Annotated in this window: 15 protein-coding genes; 11 read left to right on the top strand and 4 right to left on the bottom strand. The window is 65.2% G+C overall.

All coding sequences use genetic code 11. The features are described from left to right. Positions 1 to 28 precede the first annotated feature (28 nt). The 6 genes from K6301_RS08405 to K6301_RS08380 all read left to right on the top strand — a co-directional run bounded on the left by K6301_RS08405 (position 29) and on the right by K6301_RS08380 (position 7450). The gene (locus tag K6301_RS08405) at positions 29 to 931 is read left to right on the top strand and encodes a carbohydrate ABC transporter permease (protein ID WP_134650042.1); all 903 of its coding nucleotides are present in this window, start codon (positions 29 to 31) and stop codon (positions 929 to 931) included. Continuing rightward, the gene (locus K6301_RS08400) at positions 900 to 1862 is read left to right on the top strand and encodes a carbohydrate ABC transporter permease (protein ID WP_425475389.1); all 963 of its coding nucleotides are present in this window, start codon (positions 900 to 902) and stop codon (positions 1860 to 1862) included. The genes K6301_RS08405 and K6301_RS08400 overlap by 32 nt, the downstream gene beginning before the upstream one ends. 3 nt (positions 1863 to 1865) lie before the next feature. After that, positions 1866 to 2954: an ABC transporter ATP-binding protein gene (locus K6301_RS08395; RefSeq protein ID WP_247216072.1), complete on the top strand. Its 1089-nt coding sequence runs from the start codon at positions 1866 to 1868 to the stop codon at positions 2952 to 2954. A gap of 114 nt (positions 2955 to 3068) precedes the next feature. Beyond that, positions 3069 to 5528, top strand: a complete 2460-nt coding sequence (locus K6301_RS08390; protein WP_247216070.1) for a beta-mannosidase — start codon at positions 3069 to 3071, stop codon at positions 5526 to 5528. 15 nt (positions 5529 to 5543) lie between these two features. Next, the gene (locus tag K6301_RS08385; protein WP_247216068.1) at positions 5544 to 6305 is read left to right on the top strand and encodes a sugar phosphate isomerase/epimerase family protein; all 762 of its coding nucleotides are present in this window, start codon (positions 5544 to 5546) and stop codon (positions 6303 to 6305) included. Between the two features lie 11 nt (positions 6306 to 6316). Continuing rightward, positions 6317 to 7450, top strand: a complete 1134-nt coding sequence (locus tag K6301_RS08380) for a Gfo/Idh/MocA family protein (protein WP_247216066.1) — start codon at positions 6317 to 6319, stop codon at positions 7448 to 7450. A 20-nt stretch (positions 7451 to 7470) separates the two neighbouring features. On the opposite strand, the gene zigA is transcribed toward K6301_RS08380, so the two are convergent. Together zigA and K6301_RS08370 are read right to left on the bottom strand one after the other, a co-directional pair. After that, entirely contained in the window at positions 7471 to 8676 is a 1206-nt protein-coding gene (gene zigA, locus K6301_RS08375) for a zinc metallochaperone GTPase ZigA (RefSeq protein ID WP_247216064.1), read from the bottom strand. 205 nt (positions 8677 to 8881) lie between these two features. Further along, positions 8882 to 9964 carry a metal ABC transporter solute-binding protein, Zn/Mn family gene (locus K6301_RS08370; protein ID WP_247216062.1) on the bottom strand — a complete coding sequence of 361 codons (1083 nt, stop codon included), beginning with the start codon at positions 9962 to 9964 and terminating at the stop codon, positions 8882 to 8884. A gap of 99 nt (positions 9965 to 10063) precedes the next feature. Between K6301_RS08370 and K6301_RS08365 the strand changes: the two genes are divergently transcribed. The 3 genes from K6301_RS08365 to K6301_RS08355 are packed head-to-tail and all read left to right on the top strand — an operon-like array spanning position 10064 to position 12214. After that, entirely contained in the window at positions 10064 to 10999 is a 936-nt protein-coding gene (locus K6301_RS08365) for an ATP-binding cassette domain-containing protein (RefSeq protein WP_247216060.1), read from the top strand. After that, the gene (gene znuB, locus K6301_RS08360) at positions 10992 to 11822 is read left to right on the top strand and encodes a zinc ABC transporter permease subunit ZnuB (protein WP_247216058.1); all 831 of its coding nucleotides are present in this window, start codon (positions 10992 to 10994) and stop codon (positions 11820 to 11822) included. The genes K6301_RS08365 and znuB overlap by 8 nt, the downstream gene beginning before the upstream one ends. After that, positions 11819 to 12214 carry a Fur family transcriptional regulator gene (locus tag K6301_RS08355; RefSeq protein WP_247216056.1) on the top strand — a complete coding sequence of 132 codons (396 nt, stop codon included), beginning with the start codon at positions 11819 to 11821 and terminating at the stop codon, positions 12212 to 12214. The genes znuB and K6301_RS08355 overlap by 4 nt, the downstream gene beginning before the upstream one ends. 5 nt (positions 12215 to 12219) lie before the next feature. Here the strand turns inward: K6301_RS08355 and K6301_RS08350 are convergent, their stop codons facing one another. Next, complete coding sequence (locus K6301_RS08350; protein WP_134650033.1) at positions 12220 to 12750, bottom strand: gamma carbonic anhydrase family protein; 531 nt, start codon at positions 12748 to 12750, stop codon at positions 12220 to 12222. Positions 12751 to 12856: 106 nt separating this feature from the next. On the opposite strand from K6301_RS08350, the gene dusA reads away from it, so the two are divergent. Both dusA and K6301_RS08340 read left to right on the top strand, forming a co-directional pair. Then, entirely contained in the window at positions 12857 to 13933 is a 1077-nt protein-coding gene (gene dusA / locus K6301_RS08345) for a tRNA dihydrouridine(20/20a) synthase DusA (protein ID WP_247216053.1), read from the top strand. A 123-nt stretch (positions 13934 to 14056) separates the two neighbouring features. Further along, complete coding sequence (locus K6301_RS08340; protein WP_134650074.1) at positions 14057 to 14644, top strand: J domain-containing protein; 588 nt, start codon at positions 14057 to 14059, stop codon at positions 14642 to 14644. 15 nt (positions 14645 to 14659) lie between these two features. Here the strand turns inward: K6301_RS08340 and K6301_RS08335 are convergent, their stop codons facing one another. Then, positions 14660 to 15100, bottom strand: coding sequence for a hypothetical protein (locus K6301_RS08335; protein WP_247216052.1), 441 nt, complete (start codon positions 15098 to 15100; stop codon positions 14660 to 14662). Between the last annotated feature and the right edge of the window lie 197 nt (positions 15101 to 15297).

Raw genomic sequence — 15297 nt, 5'->3', positions numbered from 1 at the left:
TGTGATCGAGACCAAGGAGGAGTGACCCATGACGGGCCAGGCACACACCGGTCGCCCCAGTAGACTGCTGCGCAATCTCAGTTCCAAGATTGCGTCCATTCCCATGATGCTCACCGCCGTCGTCATCTTTCTCGGCGGCACGATCTGGACGGTCGTCTATTCGTTCACCAATTCCCGGCTCCTGCCGCGGGCCAAGTTCGTCGGGCTCGACCAGTACGAGCGCCTGTGGGATGCGCCGCGCTGGATCGTCTCGATCCAGAATCTCGCGATCTACGGCTTCTTCACGCTGGTCTTCAGCCTCGTGGTCGGCTTCCTGCTGGCCGCGCTGATGGACCAGAAGATCCGCTTCGAAAACACCTTCCGCACCATCTTCCTCTATCCGTTCGCGCTGTCCTTCATCGTGACGGGCCTCGTCTGGCAATGGATCCTGAACCCGGAGTTCGGCGTGCAGTCGGTGGTGCGCGCGCTGGGCTGGACGAGCTTCACCTTCGATCCGCTCTACAATGCCGACATCGTCATCTACGGCGTGCTGATCGCGGGGCTGTGGCAGGGCACGGGGCTCGTCATGTGCCTGCTGCTCGCCGGGCTTCGCGGCATCGACGAGGACATCTGGAAGGCGGCGCGCGTCGACGGCATCCCGATGTGGAAGACCTATCTCTTCATCGTCATTCCCATGATGCGTCCCGTCTTCATCACGACGCTGGTCATCATCGCGAGCGGCATCGTCAAGGTCTACGATCTCGTCGTGGCGCAGACGAGCGGCGGCCCGGGTATCGCCTCGGAGGTCCCGGCGAAATACGTCTACGACTACATGTTCCAGGCCCAGAACCTCGGGCAGGGTTTCGCCGCCTCCACCATGATGCTCGTCACCGTCGCGATCATCATCATCCCCTGGGCCTATCTCGAATTCGGAGGACGCAAGCGTGGCTGAGACCGTCTCCCTCAAGCCCGGCGCAGCACTCGCCGCCACCGCCGGACCGCCAAGCGAGCCCTGGGGCAGGAAGCCCCGCCGCACGCTGTCCCGCCGCAACATCATGCTTTACGGCACGCTTCTCGTGGCGGCGCTCTACTATCTGCTGCCGCTCTACGTGATGATCGTGACCTCGCTGAAGGGCATGCCGGAAATCCGGCTCGGCAACATCTTCTCGCCGCCGGTGGAAGTGACCTTCGAGCCCTGGGCCAAGGCCTGGGCCACCGCCTGCACCGGCCTCAACTGCGATGGCCTGTCGCGCGGCTTCTGGAATTCGGTGCGCATCACCGTGCCCTCGACGCTGATCTCGATCCTCGTCGCCTCCGTCAACGGCTATGCGCTGGCCAACTGGAAGTTCAAGGGCGCGGACCTCTTCTTCACCATCCTCATCATCGGCGCCTTCATACCCTATCAGGTCATGATCTATCCGATCGTCATCGTGCTCCGGGAAATGGGCATCTACGGCACGCTGACCGGCCTCGTCATCGTGCACACCATCTTCGGCATGCCGATCCTGACGCTGCTCTTCCGCAACTATTTCTCCTCCCTGCCGGAGGAGCTGTTCAAGGCGGCGCGCATCGATGGGGCCGGGTTCTGGCAGATCTATTTCCGCATCATGCTGCCCATGTCGCTGCCGATCTTCGTCGTGGCGATGATCCTGCAGATCACCGGCATCTGGAACGACTTCCTGTTCGGCGTCGTGTTCACGCGGCCGGAATATTACCCGATGACCGTGCAGCTCAACAACATCGTCAACTCCGTCCAGGGGGTGAAGGAATACAACGTCAACATGGCCGCGACACTGCTCACCGGGGCTGTTCCGCTCATCGTCTATTTCGTGTCGGGGCGCCTGTTCGTCCGCGGCATCGCCGCCGGCGCAGTCAAGGGTTAAGCCATGCAGAACTCCGTCTCCATCAAGGACCTTTCGTTGAGCTTCGGCGCTGTCAACGTGCTGGAAAACCTCAATCTGGATATCGGCGAGGGCGAGTTCCTCGTGCTGCTCGGCTCGTCCGGCTGCGGCAAGTCGACCCTGCTCAACTGCATTGCCGGCCTGCTCGAGCCGACCGGCGGGCAGATATTCATCAAGGACAGGAACGTCACCTGGGAGGAGCCCAAAGACCGCGGCATCGGCATGGTCTTCCAGTCCTACGCGCTCTATCCGCAGATGACGGTGGAGAAGAACCTTTCCTTCGGCCTGCAGGTCGCCCGCATGCCACGCGCGGAGATCGACAAGCGCGTCGCGCGTGCCTCCGAAATCCTGCAGATCGGCCCGCTCCTCAAGCGCAAGCCCTCGGAACTGTCGGGCGGCCAGCGCCAGCGTGTGGCGATCGGCCGGGCCCTGGTGCGCGATGTCGATGTCTTCCTGTTCGACGAGCCGCTCTCCAACCTCGATGCCAAGCTGCGGTCGGAGCTGCGCGTGGAGATCAAGCGGCTGCACCAGTCGCTGAAGAACACGATGATCTATGTCACGCACGACCAGATCGAGGCGCTGACGCTCGCCGACCGCATCGCCATCATGAAGAGCGGCGTCATCCAGCAGCTCGCCGATCCAAACACGATCTACAATGCGCCGAAGAACATGTTCGTCGCCGGCTTCATCGGCTCGCCGTCGATGAATTTCCTGCGTGGCGAGATCGTGGAGAAGGGCGGAAAGCCCGTCTTCAGCACGAACGGCGTGGATGTCTCGCTCGATGGTTATGCCTCCGGCGAAGCGCTTCCGGCCGGCCGCAAGGTGGTGCTGGGTGTGCGCCCGGAGCACGTGAAGGTCGACGAGGATAGCGCCGGTGCCGAGGCGCATCAGGCGAGCGTCGATATCGAGGAGCCGATGGGCGCCGACAATCTGCTGTGGCTCAAACTTGCCGGCCACACGCTCGCGGTCCGCGTCGCCGGCAACAGGCGTTTTGCGCCCGGCACGGCCGTGTCGCTCTCCTTCGACATGGGGCTGGCCTCGCTGTTCGATGCCGGCACGGAGGAGCGAATTTAGGATGGCGGAGATTGCGCTTGCCGTCCTTCCTTCTCCCCCACGGGGAAGAAGGGGGAGAAGCGACGCCGCAACTCACTACGAGGCGCCCGCAGATAGTAAGCCAGAGATCACCCAATGACCCAAACATCCGACGTCACCGCCATCGAGCTTTCCGGCACCTGGACCGTCACCAGCACGGACGCCGCGCACACCGCCCCCATGCGCGTGCCCGGCGACGTGCACAGTGCGCTCATCGCCGCCAACCTCATTCCCGATCCCTATGCCGGCCGCAACGAGCGCGACGTGCGGTGGGTGGCCGGGAAGGACTGGGCGATCGAGCGCACGTTCGACCTTCCGCCGGAAACGCTGGAAGGCGACTGGTATCTCGATATCGGCAGCATCGACACGGTGGCGTCGGTCTATCTCAACGGCGTCCTGGTGCTCGATACCGACAATTGCTTCCGCCGCTACCGGCCGGCCGTGACCGAGGCGCTGAAGGCGGGCGAAAACACGCTGAAGGTGCTGATCCATTCCAGCATCGCGGCCGGCGCGCGGCGGCAGGCGGAGCAGCCGTTCTTCATCCCGTGGTCGACGAGCAATTCGCCCATTGCGAACGGCAACATGCTGCGCAAGCCGCAGTGCCATTTCGGCTGGGACTGGAACATCGCCATCGCGCCGCTCGGCATCTATGGCGAAATCGTATTGCGCCGGCTTGAGGTGGCGCGCATCGAGCATGTCACCACGCGGCAGTTCCATCATGCCGACGGCGCGGTCGATCTCTATGTCACCGCGACCTTCCATGCCGAGGAGCCGGGCATCCTGCCGGTGCATTTTGCGCTCGGCGAGGAACGCGTGCGGCTCGATATCGGCGTCGCCGCCGGCGAGACCCAGCTTACCCACATGTTCAGCATCGAAAAGCCGGCGCTCTGGTGGCCGGCCGGCCACGGCGAACAGGCGATCTATGCGGTGCGCGTCGAGACGCCGACGGAGACCGTCGTGCGCCGCGTCGGCCTGCGGCTGTTAGAGCTGATCACGGACAAGGACGAGGCGGGCAGTCGTTTTGCGCTGAAGGTCAACGGACGGGAAATCTTTTGCCGCGGGGCGAACTGGATTCCCGCCGATGCCTTGCCCTCGCGCATCAACCCGGTCGCCGTGCGCGACCTGCTGCAATCGGCCGTCGATGCCAACATGAACATGCTGCGCGTCTGGGGCGGCGGCTTCTACGAGCCGGACTGGTTCTACGATCTCTGCGACGAGCTCGGCCTGATGGTCTGGCAGGACTTCATGTTCGCCTGCAACCTCTATCCCTCGACCGTCGATTTCCTCGACAATGTGACGGCGGAGGTGGACTACCAGGTCCGGCGGCTCGCCTCGCATCCTTCCATCGTGCTGTGGTGCGGCGACAACGAGCTGGTGGGCGCGCTCACCTGGTTCGAGGAAAGCCGCCGGGACCGCGACCGCTACCTCGTCTCCTACGATCGCCTCAACCGCACCATCGAAGTGGCGATGAAGAAGGCGGCGCCCGGCGCGATCTGGTGGCCGTCGAGCCCGACTTCGGGCTATCTCGATTTCGCCGATGCCTGGCATGCCGACGGTTCCGGCGACATGCACTACTGGTCGGTCTGGCACGAGAACAAGTCCTTCGACAATTACCGGACCGTCAGCCCGCGCTTCTGCTCGGAATTCGGCTTCCAGTCCTACACGTCCATGCCGGTCATGCAGACCTTCGCGGACCCCAAGGACATGAACATCGCGTCGCCCGTAATGGAGAGCCACCAGAAGAATGCCGGCGGCAACGAGCGCATCGCCGGCACGATGTTCCGCTATTTCCGTTTCCCGAAGGATTTTCCGAGCTTCGTCTATCTCAGCCAGATCCAGCAGGGCCTCGCCATCCGCACCGCCGTCGAATACTGGCGCTCGCTGAAACCCCATTGCATGGGCACGCTCTACTGGCAGCTCAACGACACCTGGCCCGTCGCCTCGTGGTCGAGCCTCGATTACGGCGGCAGCTGGAAGGCCATGCACTACATGGTGCGCCGCTTCTTCCAGCCCGTCGCCGTCGCTGCCATTCCATCTAAGGACGGCGAGACGATCGGTTTCTCGGTGGTCAACGATACGGCCGAACCCGTCACCGTGACGCTCGAGACCTGGCTCGTCTCGCTGTCCGGCGAGCGCCGGCCCTATCGCAGCATCGAGGGCGCTTGCGGGCCGGACAGGGCGGAAATGCTGTTTTCCGCCATTTCCGCCGATCTCCCCGAGGACGCGCTGCTGTTCTGGTCCTTCAAGGCCTCGAACGGCATGGCGGGCGAGGGGCACCATGTCTCCGGCACCTACAAGGCGCTCGATCTCCAGGCCTCCGGCCTGACGCTCGACGTCACGCCGCGCGGCGATGGCCGTTTTGCCGTCACCGCCACGGCACACGGCCTGGCGCTGCACGTCATGCTGGAGGCCGACGTGCCCGGCCGCTGGTCGGACAATGCGTTCGACCTTACGGCCGGCGCCCAAAAGACGCTGATCTTCACGCCGTCCGAGCATGGCGTGGATCCGACATTCCAGTGGCTCGACCTTCATTCGTGCCAGACCCATCAAGACTGAACCAAGGAAACCGCCATGCAGACCGTCAGCTTCCAGCTTTACAGCGCCCGCAATTTCCAGCCCTTCGCCGAAGTGTTCCGCATCCTCGCTGATGCCGGCTATAGCGAAGTCGAGGGCTACAGCGCACTCTACGAAACGCTCGACGATGCGGCGATCCAGCAGGTGAAGGCCGATCTCGATAAAAACGGCCTCACCATGCCGACCGCCCATTTCAGCCTGGACATGCTGGAGACGCAGCCGCAGCGTGTGCTCGACATCTGCCGCACGCTCGGCATCACGGCGGTCTATTGCCCCTATCTTCTGCCGGAGCATCGCCCGACCGATGCAGCGGGCTGGCATGCGCTGGGCGCGCGGTTGCAGAAGGCCGGGACGCCGATCCGCGAGGCTGGCCTCGTGTTCGGCTGGCACAATCACGACTTCGAGTTCTTCGCGCTGCCCGACGGCACCGTGCCGCTGGATCATCTCTTCGCCGGCGGCCCGGATCTGACCTGGGAGGCGGATATCGCCTGGATCATCCGTGGTGGGGCCGACCCTTTCGCCTGGATCCAGAAATACGGCAGCCGCATCACCACCGTCCACGTCAAGGACATCGCGCCGGCGGGCGAGAACGCCGACGAGGACGGCTGGGCGGATGTCGGCCATGGCACGGTGCCGTGGGGCGATCTCGCCAAGGCGCTCGCCGGCACGCCGGCCAGACATTTCATCGTTGAGCATGACAATCCGAGCGATATCACCCGGCTTGCCACCCGCTCGATCGCGACCGTCAAGACATTCTGAGGACCGACATCATGAGCAAGGAATACGGAGTCGGCATCATCGGCTGCGGCAATATCTCGGGCGCCTATTTCAAGCTGATCCCGACCTTCAGGAACCTGAAGCTCGTTGCGTGCGCCGATATCAACCCCGCGGCCTCGACGGCGCGATCGGAGGAGTTCGGCGTGCCGGCGCAGGAGATCGACGCGCTGCTGGCAAATCCCGACGTCGATGTCGTGGTGAACCTGACGATCCCCGACGCGCATTACCCGGTGTCGAAGCAGGCGCTCGAGGCGGGCAAGCATGTCTATTCGGAAAAGCCCTTCGTGCTGTCGCTCGAGCAGGGCGAGGATCTGCGCCGCATCGCCGATGCCAGGGGCCTGAAGGTCGGCTCGGCGCCGGACACCTATCTCGGCGGATCGCACCAGTTCGTGCGCCACCTCATCGACAGCGGCAGGGTGGGCAAGATCATGTCCGGCACGGCGCATGTGCTGGGGCCGGGCATGGAGAGCTGGCATCCGAACCCGGATTTCTTCTTCGCGCCGGGCGGCGGGCCGATCCTGGACATGGGCCCCTATTACGTCAACAACCTCGTCAACCTGGTCGGGCCGGTGAAGCGCGTCGTGGCGCTCGGCAACCGGGCGCGCGAGGAACGCATTATCGCCAATGGGCCGCGGCTCGGCGAGGCGCTGCCGGTCGCGGTGCTGACGAACATCCATGCCGTGCTCGAATTCGTCAGCGGCGCACAGGTCGCGCTGATGGCGAGCTGGGACGTGTGGGCGCATCGCCACCAGAACATGGAGCTCTACGGCACCGACGGCGCGGTCTTCGTGCCGGACCCGAATTTCTTCGGCGGCACCGTCGAGGTTGCCGTCAACGACAAGGAGCCGAAGGCGGTCGCGGTCTGGGACCATCCGCTGACGGCCCAGAACTACCAGTTCGACTGGGGCAAACAGGCCAATTACCGCGGCATCGGCCTTGCCGACATGATGGACGCCGTGACGACGGGCCGTGACTATCGCTGCTCGCTCGACCGCTCGCTGCACACGATCGACGTTCTGACGGCGATCCTGCGCTCCGCGGAGGAGGGCCGGGCGGTCGATATCGTCACGACCTGCACCCAGCCGCAAGCCTTCGGCATCGAGGAGGCGCGCGCGCTGCTTCGCTAGCACCGCGCGACCTCATCCGCTCACCCCGCCTGGCGCATCCAGAGCGGGAAGGGGTCGGGCAGGTTTGCCCAGCGCGCCGGTTCGAACGTCTCTTCGGCGACGAGGCAGGCGTCGAGCCGGCGGCGGATGTCGTGCTCGTCCATCGGGTCCGCGCCGATGAAGACGAGTTCCTGCCGCCGGTCGCCCCAGACGGGATCGGAAGAGCGGGCGATGGCCTCGCGCGCCGCCTCGTCCTGCGGCCAGTGCTGCGGGGGAACCGAGGCCCACCACAGGCCGAGCCGGCCGCTGCGCACCAGCGCGCCCGCCTGGCTCATCTCGCCGACATGGTGCGGCCGTGTGGCGAGCCAGAAGAAGCCCTTGGCGCGGATGACTCCCGGCCAGCTCTCGTCGAGAAAAGCCTTGAAGCGGGCGGGGTGAAACGGGCGCTTCGCCCGGTAGACGAAGGAGCGGATGCCGTATTCCTCGGTTTCGGGAACGTGATCCTTGAAGCCGTGCAGCTCCTTGAACCACAGCGGATGCTCGCTCGCCTTCTGGAAATCGAACAGGCCGGTGCCGAGGATATCCGCCAGTTCGACCATGCCGAAATCGGTCTCGATGACGCGGGCCGCGCTGTTCAGGCCGCCGATGATCTGGCGGGCGGCCAGCAGGTCCGGGGGGCTCGCCGCCCCCGTCTTGTTGAGCACGACCACGTCGGCGAATTCGATCTGCTCGACCAGCAATTCCACCAGCGTCCGGTTGTCTTCCTCGCCGGCCGTTTCGCCGCGTTCGGCCAGGAAATCCTGCGAGCCGTAATCCTTGAGGAGGTTCGCGGCATCGACCACCGTGACCATCGTGTCGAGGCGGGCGACATCCGACAGGCTCCAGCCGTCTTCGTCGCGAAAATCGAAGGTGGTGGCGACCGGCAGCGGCTCGGAAATGCCGCTGGATTCGATCAGCAGGTAGTCGAAGCGCTTCATTTCGGCGAGGCGGCGCACCTCCTTGAGGAGGTCGTCGCGCAGCGTGCAACAGATGCAACCATTCGTCATTTCCACCAGCTGCTCGCCGGTCCGTGAAAGGTCCGCCCCGCCATCGCGGATGAGGGCGGCGTCGATGTTCACCTCGCTCATGTCGTTGACGATGACGGCGACGCGCAGGCCGCTGCGGTTGTTGAGCACGTGGTTCATGAGCGTCGTCTTGCCGGCGCCGAGGAAACCAGAGAGGACGGTAACGGGGAGGCGGTTATCCATGCGATCTACCCTTATGTTATAATATTACATTCGCGGAGCTAAAAAATGGCGGGATGATCCCGCCATGCGTTTTCGAAGTGACGCCGCCCGGCCTGATAGGGCCCGCCCAAGTCTCCACGCCATGCTGTTGACGGCGTGGAGGGTGGAGCGGGCGTTGCGCTCAGGCCGGAGCCCGAACCTGTCCCTTAACGGCCGCAAGCGCTCCTCAGCTGGCCTGTCCGAGGCAATCGCGCAGCGACGTGGCGATGCTCTTCATCAGGGTGAAATAGAGGTCCGGACCGGGCTCCAGCGTGGCGGCCTCCGGGTCGAGAACCCCGGATTTCGCAGGCGTGCCCTCGATCACCACATTGACCAGCTTCGGCTCGAACTGCGGCTCGGTGAAGACGCAGGTCGCGCCCAGCGTCTTCACCTTGTCGCGGATCTGCGTCAGGCGTTCCGCACCGGGCAGGGTTTCCGGGCTGACGGTGATGGAGCCGGCGGCGTGCATGCCGTAGTGATGTTCGAAATACTGGTAGGCGTCGTGGAAAACGATGAAGGGCTTATCCTTCACGGGCGCGACCGTCTCGGCGACCTCCTTGTCGAGCGCATCGAGCTTTTCTTCGAGGCCGGCGAGGTTCTTCCTGTAGGTCTCGGCATTGGCCGGGTCCTTCTCGGCGAGAACCTTGGCGGCTTCGGCCGCAATAGCACGGGCGTTCTGCGGGCTCAGCCACAGATGCATGTCGAATTCACCATGCTCGTGGCCTTCATGGCCGGCTTCCTCACCATGGGCATGGTCGTGGCCGTCCGCCTCTTCACCATGGGCATGCGCTTCCTTGCCGTGGTCGTGACCTTCCTTCTCATGATCATGGCCTTCCTCGCCCTCATGCGCGTGGCCCTCATGCGCATGGTCATGGCCTTCGCCTTCATGCGTATGGGCCTCGAACGGGCCGCCTTCGCGGAAGGGCAGTTTTTCGAGGCCCGGCGCGTCGTCCAGTTCCACCACGGTCGCCTTGCCGCCGAGCGATTCCAGCGGCTTTTCCAGGAAGGCTTCCAGGCCATGGCCGACCCAGAAGACCACATCGGCATTCTGGAGAGCGGCCGCATTGGACGGCTTCAGCGAATAGGTGTGCGGCGAGGCGGCACCCTCCACGATGAGGCCCGGTTCGCCGACGCCCTGCATGATGGCGGCGACCAGTGAATGGATCGGCTTGATCGACACGACGACATCGGGCGCCTCGGCGCGCGCGGCACCGGCGCCGGCAACGAGAAGGGCGGTGGAAAGGAGGAGGGCGCGAACGGCCTTTTGCATGGGATACTCCGCTTGAATGTGAATGTAATGTTATTACATCAATTGCGTTATGCTATAACGTGTGCCATATGCTGACGCAACAGGCTTTTGGAAAAAATCATGCTGCAGACCCCAACCAGGACCGCTTCGCCGCTCGTGTCGCTTGCCGGTGTCGGTGTGCGCCGTCAGGGCCGCTGGCTCGTGCGCGGCGTGGAATTCTCGATTGCGCCCGGTGAGATCGTCACGCTGATCGGCCCGAACGGCTCGGGCAAGTCGACCACCGCCAAGGCGGCCATCGGCGTGCTGAAGGCCGACGAGGGCAGGGTGGAGCGCAAGGCGGGCCTCAAGGTCGGCTATGTGCCGCAGAAACTCTCCATCGACTGGACCATGCCCCTTACGGTGGACCGGCTGATGACGCTGACCTCGACGCTGAAGGGCGCGGAGATCGAGGCGGCGCTGGACGCGACTGGCATCCGTCATCTCGCCCGCGCGGAGGTGCAGCATCTCTCCGGCGGCGAGTTCCAGCGCGCGCTGCTGGCCCGCGCCATTGCCCGCAAGCCCGATCTTCTGGTGCTCGACGAGCCGGTGCAGGGGGTGGATTTCTCCGGCGAGATCGCACTTTACGATCTGATCAAGACGATCCGCAACACGACCGGCTGCGGCATCCTGCTCATCTCGCACGACCTGCATGTGGTGATGGCCGAGACCGACACCGTCATCTGCCTCAACGGCCATGTCTGTTGCCGCGGCACGCCCGAGGTGGTGAGCCAGAGCGCGGAATACCAGCGCCTTTTCGGCGCGCGCGCCGGGCAGACGCTGGCCTTCTACAATCACGATCACGACCACACGCACCTGCCCGACGGCCGCGTGCTGCATGCCGACGGCTCGATCACAAACGATTGCCGCCCGAACGACGGCCATCATACGCCCGTCGTGCCCTCGGGCCGCGCGGGGCCGATGCGCATCGTGCACACGCACGGGCCCGATTGCGGCTGCGGCCACGACCATGGCGCGGTGCCTGACGGCGCCGGACAGCAGGAGAAGCGCGATGCTTGACGATTTCTTCATGCGCGCACTCGTCGCCGGCATCGGCCTGGCGCTCACGGCGGGCCCGCTCGGCTGTTTCGTCGTCTGGCGGCGCATGGCGTATTTCGGCGACACGATGGCCCATTCGGCGCTGCTCGGCGTGGCGCTGTCGCTGCTGATGAACTTCAACCTGCTCCTCAGCGTCTTCGCCGTCGCGGCGACCGTCTCGCTTCTTCTTCTGCTGCTCCAGAAGCGCGGCACGCTTTCGACGGATGCACTGCTCGGTATTCTCTCCCATGCGACGCTGGCGATCGGCCTCGTCATGGTGTCCTTCATGACCTGGGTGCGTATCGATCTGGTCGGCTTCCTGTTCGGCGATATCCTCGCCGTGTCGCGCGCCGATGTGGACCTCGTATGGGGCGGTGGCATTCTCGTCGTTTTCGCCATCGTGTGGATGTGGCGCCCGCTGATCGCGTCCACGGTCAACCCCGAACTGGCCGAGGCCGAAGGCATGCAGCCGGAGAAGACGCGCCTTGCTTTCATGCTCTTGATGGCGCTCGTCATCGCCATCGCCATGAAGATCGTCGGCATCCTGTTGATCACCTCGCTTCTCATCATCCCCGCGGCGACGGCGCGGCGCTTTTCCACCAGCCCGGAGATCATGGCGGTGCTTGCCTCGCTGATCGGCGCGCTGGCGGTCGTCGGCGGATTGTTCGGATCGCTGAAGTTCGACACGCCCTCCGGCCCCTCGATCGTGGTTGCAGCGCTTGGCCTGTTCATTCTAAGCCTCATCACGAAACCGAGGACGAGCGTCGTGGAACATTCGGCGGCAAACCAGGGAGGTCGGGCATGACCACGCAGCAATTGACGAAGAACCAGGGCCTCGTCTTCGACGTGCTGTCGCATTCCGACAGCCCGCTCAGCGCCTACACGATCCTCGACAAGCTGCGCGACAACGGGTTTCGCGCGCCGCTCCAGGTCTATCGTGCGCTGGACAAGCTCCTGGAGTTCGGCCTGGTGCATCGGCTGGAGAGCATCAATGCCTTCGTGGCCTGCGCCCACCCGCATGAGGGCTGCCACAACCACGGCATTACCGCCTTCACGATCTGCGAGACCTGCGGCAAGGTGACGGAGTTCCACGACCACGTGATCGAGGACCGGCTGAAAGCCTTTGCCAAGGACCGCAACTTCAAGACCGGCAAGACGACGATCGAGATCCGCGGCACCTGCGCCGGCTGCGCGTAGATCCTCTAGCCGACGGGTTTCAGACCCTTCCTGAAGCGCTGCCAGTTGCGCACATAGCCCTCCGCGGAGCGCTTCAGGCCTTCGATTGCCTCGGCATCGAGCGTGCGCACGGCCTTGGCGGGGGCGCCCACGATCAGCGAATTGTCCGGAAAGACCTTGCCTTCCGTCACCAGCGCATTGGCGCCGACGAGGCAATTGTTGCCGATGACCGCGCCGTTCAGTACCGTTGCGCCCATGCCGACCAGCGAATTGTGGCCGATGGTGCAGCCATGGATGATGGCGCCGTGGCCGATGGTACAGCCCTCGCCGATGATGACGGGCTTGCCGGGATCGGTATGCACCACGACGCCTTCCTGGATATTCGAGCGCGCGCCGACGATGATCGGCTCGTTGTCGCCGCGCAGCGTGGCGCCGAACCAGATGCCGACGTCCTCGCCGAGGATGACCTTGCCGATGACATTGGCATCCGGCGCCACCCAGTAGCGGTCGTCGGCGGGGAGTGTGGGCGCGCGGTCGTCGAGGGCATAAAGCGGCATGGTTTCCTCCGGCGGTCTGATTCCGGTGACAGTCTAGCACCGGCCCGGCGACCGGGGAAAAGGGCGAGGGTGGTTTTTGCTGATCATATGGATTATGAGCCCGGCCATGACGAACAGAGCGACATTCTACAGCCGGGCCGTGGAGACGGGGACGAAGATTTTCGCCACCGCGCCGATGATCGACTGGAGCGACCGGCATTTTCGCGTGTTCGCGCGCCAGCTCACCCGCAACGCGCTGCTCTTCACCGAAATGATCGTCGCCGATGCCATCCTGCGCGGCAATCGCGAGCGGCTGCTCGGCTTCGATGCGATCGAACATCCCGTGGCCTTGCAGCTTGGCGGCAACAGCCCGGAAAAGCTTGCGGAGGCTGCGCGGATCGGCGAGGGTTTCGGCTATGCCGAGATCAACCTCAATGTCGGCTGTCCGTCGGACCGGGTGCAATCGGGCACCTTCGGCGCCTGCCTGATGCGTGAACCGGATCTGGTGGCCGATTGCGTGGCGGCGATGCGGGCGGCGGTGTCGATCCCGGTCACCGTCAAGTGCCGCATCGGCGTCGACGACCAGGACCCGGAGGTGGCGCTGCGCGACCTCGTGTCCCGCGTGACGGCGGCCGGCACGGATGCCGTCTGGGTCCATGCGCGCAAGGCCTGGCTGCAGGGCCTGTCGCCGAAGGAGAACCGGGATATCCCGCCGCTCGACTACGGCCTCGTGCACCGGCTGAAAGCCGAAAACCCGAATCTTTTCATCGGCCTCAACGGCGGGCTTCAGACTTTGAGTCAGGCCGTCGAGGCGATGGACGGGCTGGATGGGGTCATGCTCGGACGAGCAGCCTACCAGGATAGCGGTGTTCTCACGGGCGTGGACCGGTTTTTCCCGCATCCCCTGTCGGAAGGCCTGCCGTCCGGTGTCTTCTCCGGCCCACAGGACCTGTCGGGCGAGGACTGGGAGGCGGTGCGCGATGCGATGGTCGCCTATGCCGGCGAGGTGATCGCGCGCGGCGGGCGGGTGGCGCATGTCACGCGGCATATGGTCGGCCTGTTCCAGGGCTTTCCGGGCGTGCGCCGCTACCGGCAGATCCTGTCCACCGACGCCACGAAGCCAGGGGCGGGGCCGCAGGTGATCGCCGATGCCTTCGCGGCGGTGCTGTCGGCACGGGGCGCGGCGCAGGATGCGGCGGAGTAGCGCTTTCTGTGCATCGGCCCCGGCATGACCACAATTTCGTCCCCTCGGGGTCGGAAAACGGCGTAAAAGAACCGACGACGCAATGAGAGACGAACAGGTGCCCGCGTGATCGATCCCTACGCCATGCTCGGACTGGAGCGCGATGCAGACGACAACGCGGTCAAGGCCGCCTATCGCAAGGCCGCCAAGGGCATGCACCCGGATTCGGGCGGCGATGCCGACCAGTTCGCCCGCCTGCAGGCCTGCTACGACCTGTTGCGCGACCCGGTGCGCCGCAAGGTCTTCGACGACACCGGCTTCGACCCGCAGCTCGCCGACCCGCGCGACCTCAAGGGCCTGATGCTGCTCGAACCGCTGGTCAACGACGTCATCCTCGACGAGCGCGAGCCGGGCAGCTTCGATCCGCTGGCGGCGATGCGCCGAAAACTCTCCGACGACATCGTCAAGAGCCGCTTCCACATCCTGGAGCTCGAACGCCACCGCAACCGGGTGCGCCAGCACATCGATCGCCTCGGCCGCAAGGGCGGCACGGATTTCCTCGGCTCCATGCTGCGCGCCCGCTCGCAGTCGATCACCGAGGCCATCCGCAATGCCGAGGGGCAGATCCAGGCGATCGAGCAGGCCTATACGATGCTGGAAGGCTATTCCTACGAACTGGCCGCCGCCCTCGACACCGCCGCGCTCGACGTGAAGGGCGAGGCGGCCGAATAGGCCGCGCCGCCGCCGTCATCGCAAATCCTGCCAGCCCTCCGGCAGCGGCGGTTCCTCGCCGTCGTATTCGGCCGGCGGCCGCGCCGCGCGCATGGCTTCAAAGGCCCGGAACTCCCGCAGCGCCGCGCCGGATTTCACCGTGCGCGCCACCGCCATGCCGGCATCCTGAAGCGCGCGCGTGTCGCGATAGGGCGAGGCGAAGGTCACCCGGCTGAAAAACGAGCTGTAATCGACGATGTCGCGCACCTCCTCCGCCACGGCGTCGAACTGCGCGCGCTGCCCGGCATCGAGGTTGCGCAGGCAGAAGGGCTGCTGCGTGTTGCGCGAGACCCAGCAGCACCGCCCGCGGCGACGGCAGTCGCGCAGGCGGCAGGCGCGCCAGGGCAGCGCCAGCATCTCGGCAATGCGGGCGAGCAGGAAGGGCGATAGCGGGGGAAGCTTGCTGCGGTCGAACATGAGGGCTCCTGTCGGTTGGGAAAGGCGCGGGCTGCGCGGCGCCGGGCCGCGACCAGCCAGGCGGACCGCGTCCGTTGCCGGCGACGGCGGAGGACGGGGCGGCGGGTGTCGCAAGGCGGGCAGCCGCCCGCATCGCCGCGCGCGAGATCACGCCGGGTTGTGGGGCATCGGTATCGGACGGGGCGCTGAAAGCTGCC

The organism is Shinella oryzae, assembly GCF_023038235.1.
Lineage (GTDB): Bacteria > Pseudomonadota > Alphaproteobacteria > Rhizobiales > Rhizobiaceae > Shinella > Shinella sumterensis.
The sequence above is the reverse complement of the archived record's forward strand: the minus strand, read 5'-3'. Positions and strand labels throughout refer to the sequence as shown.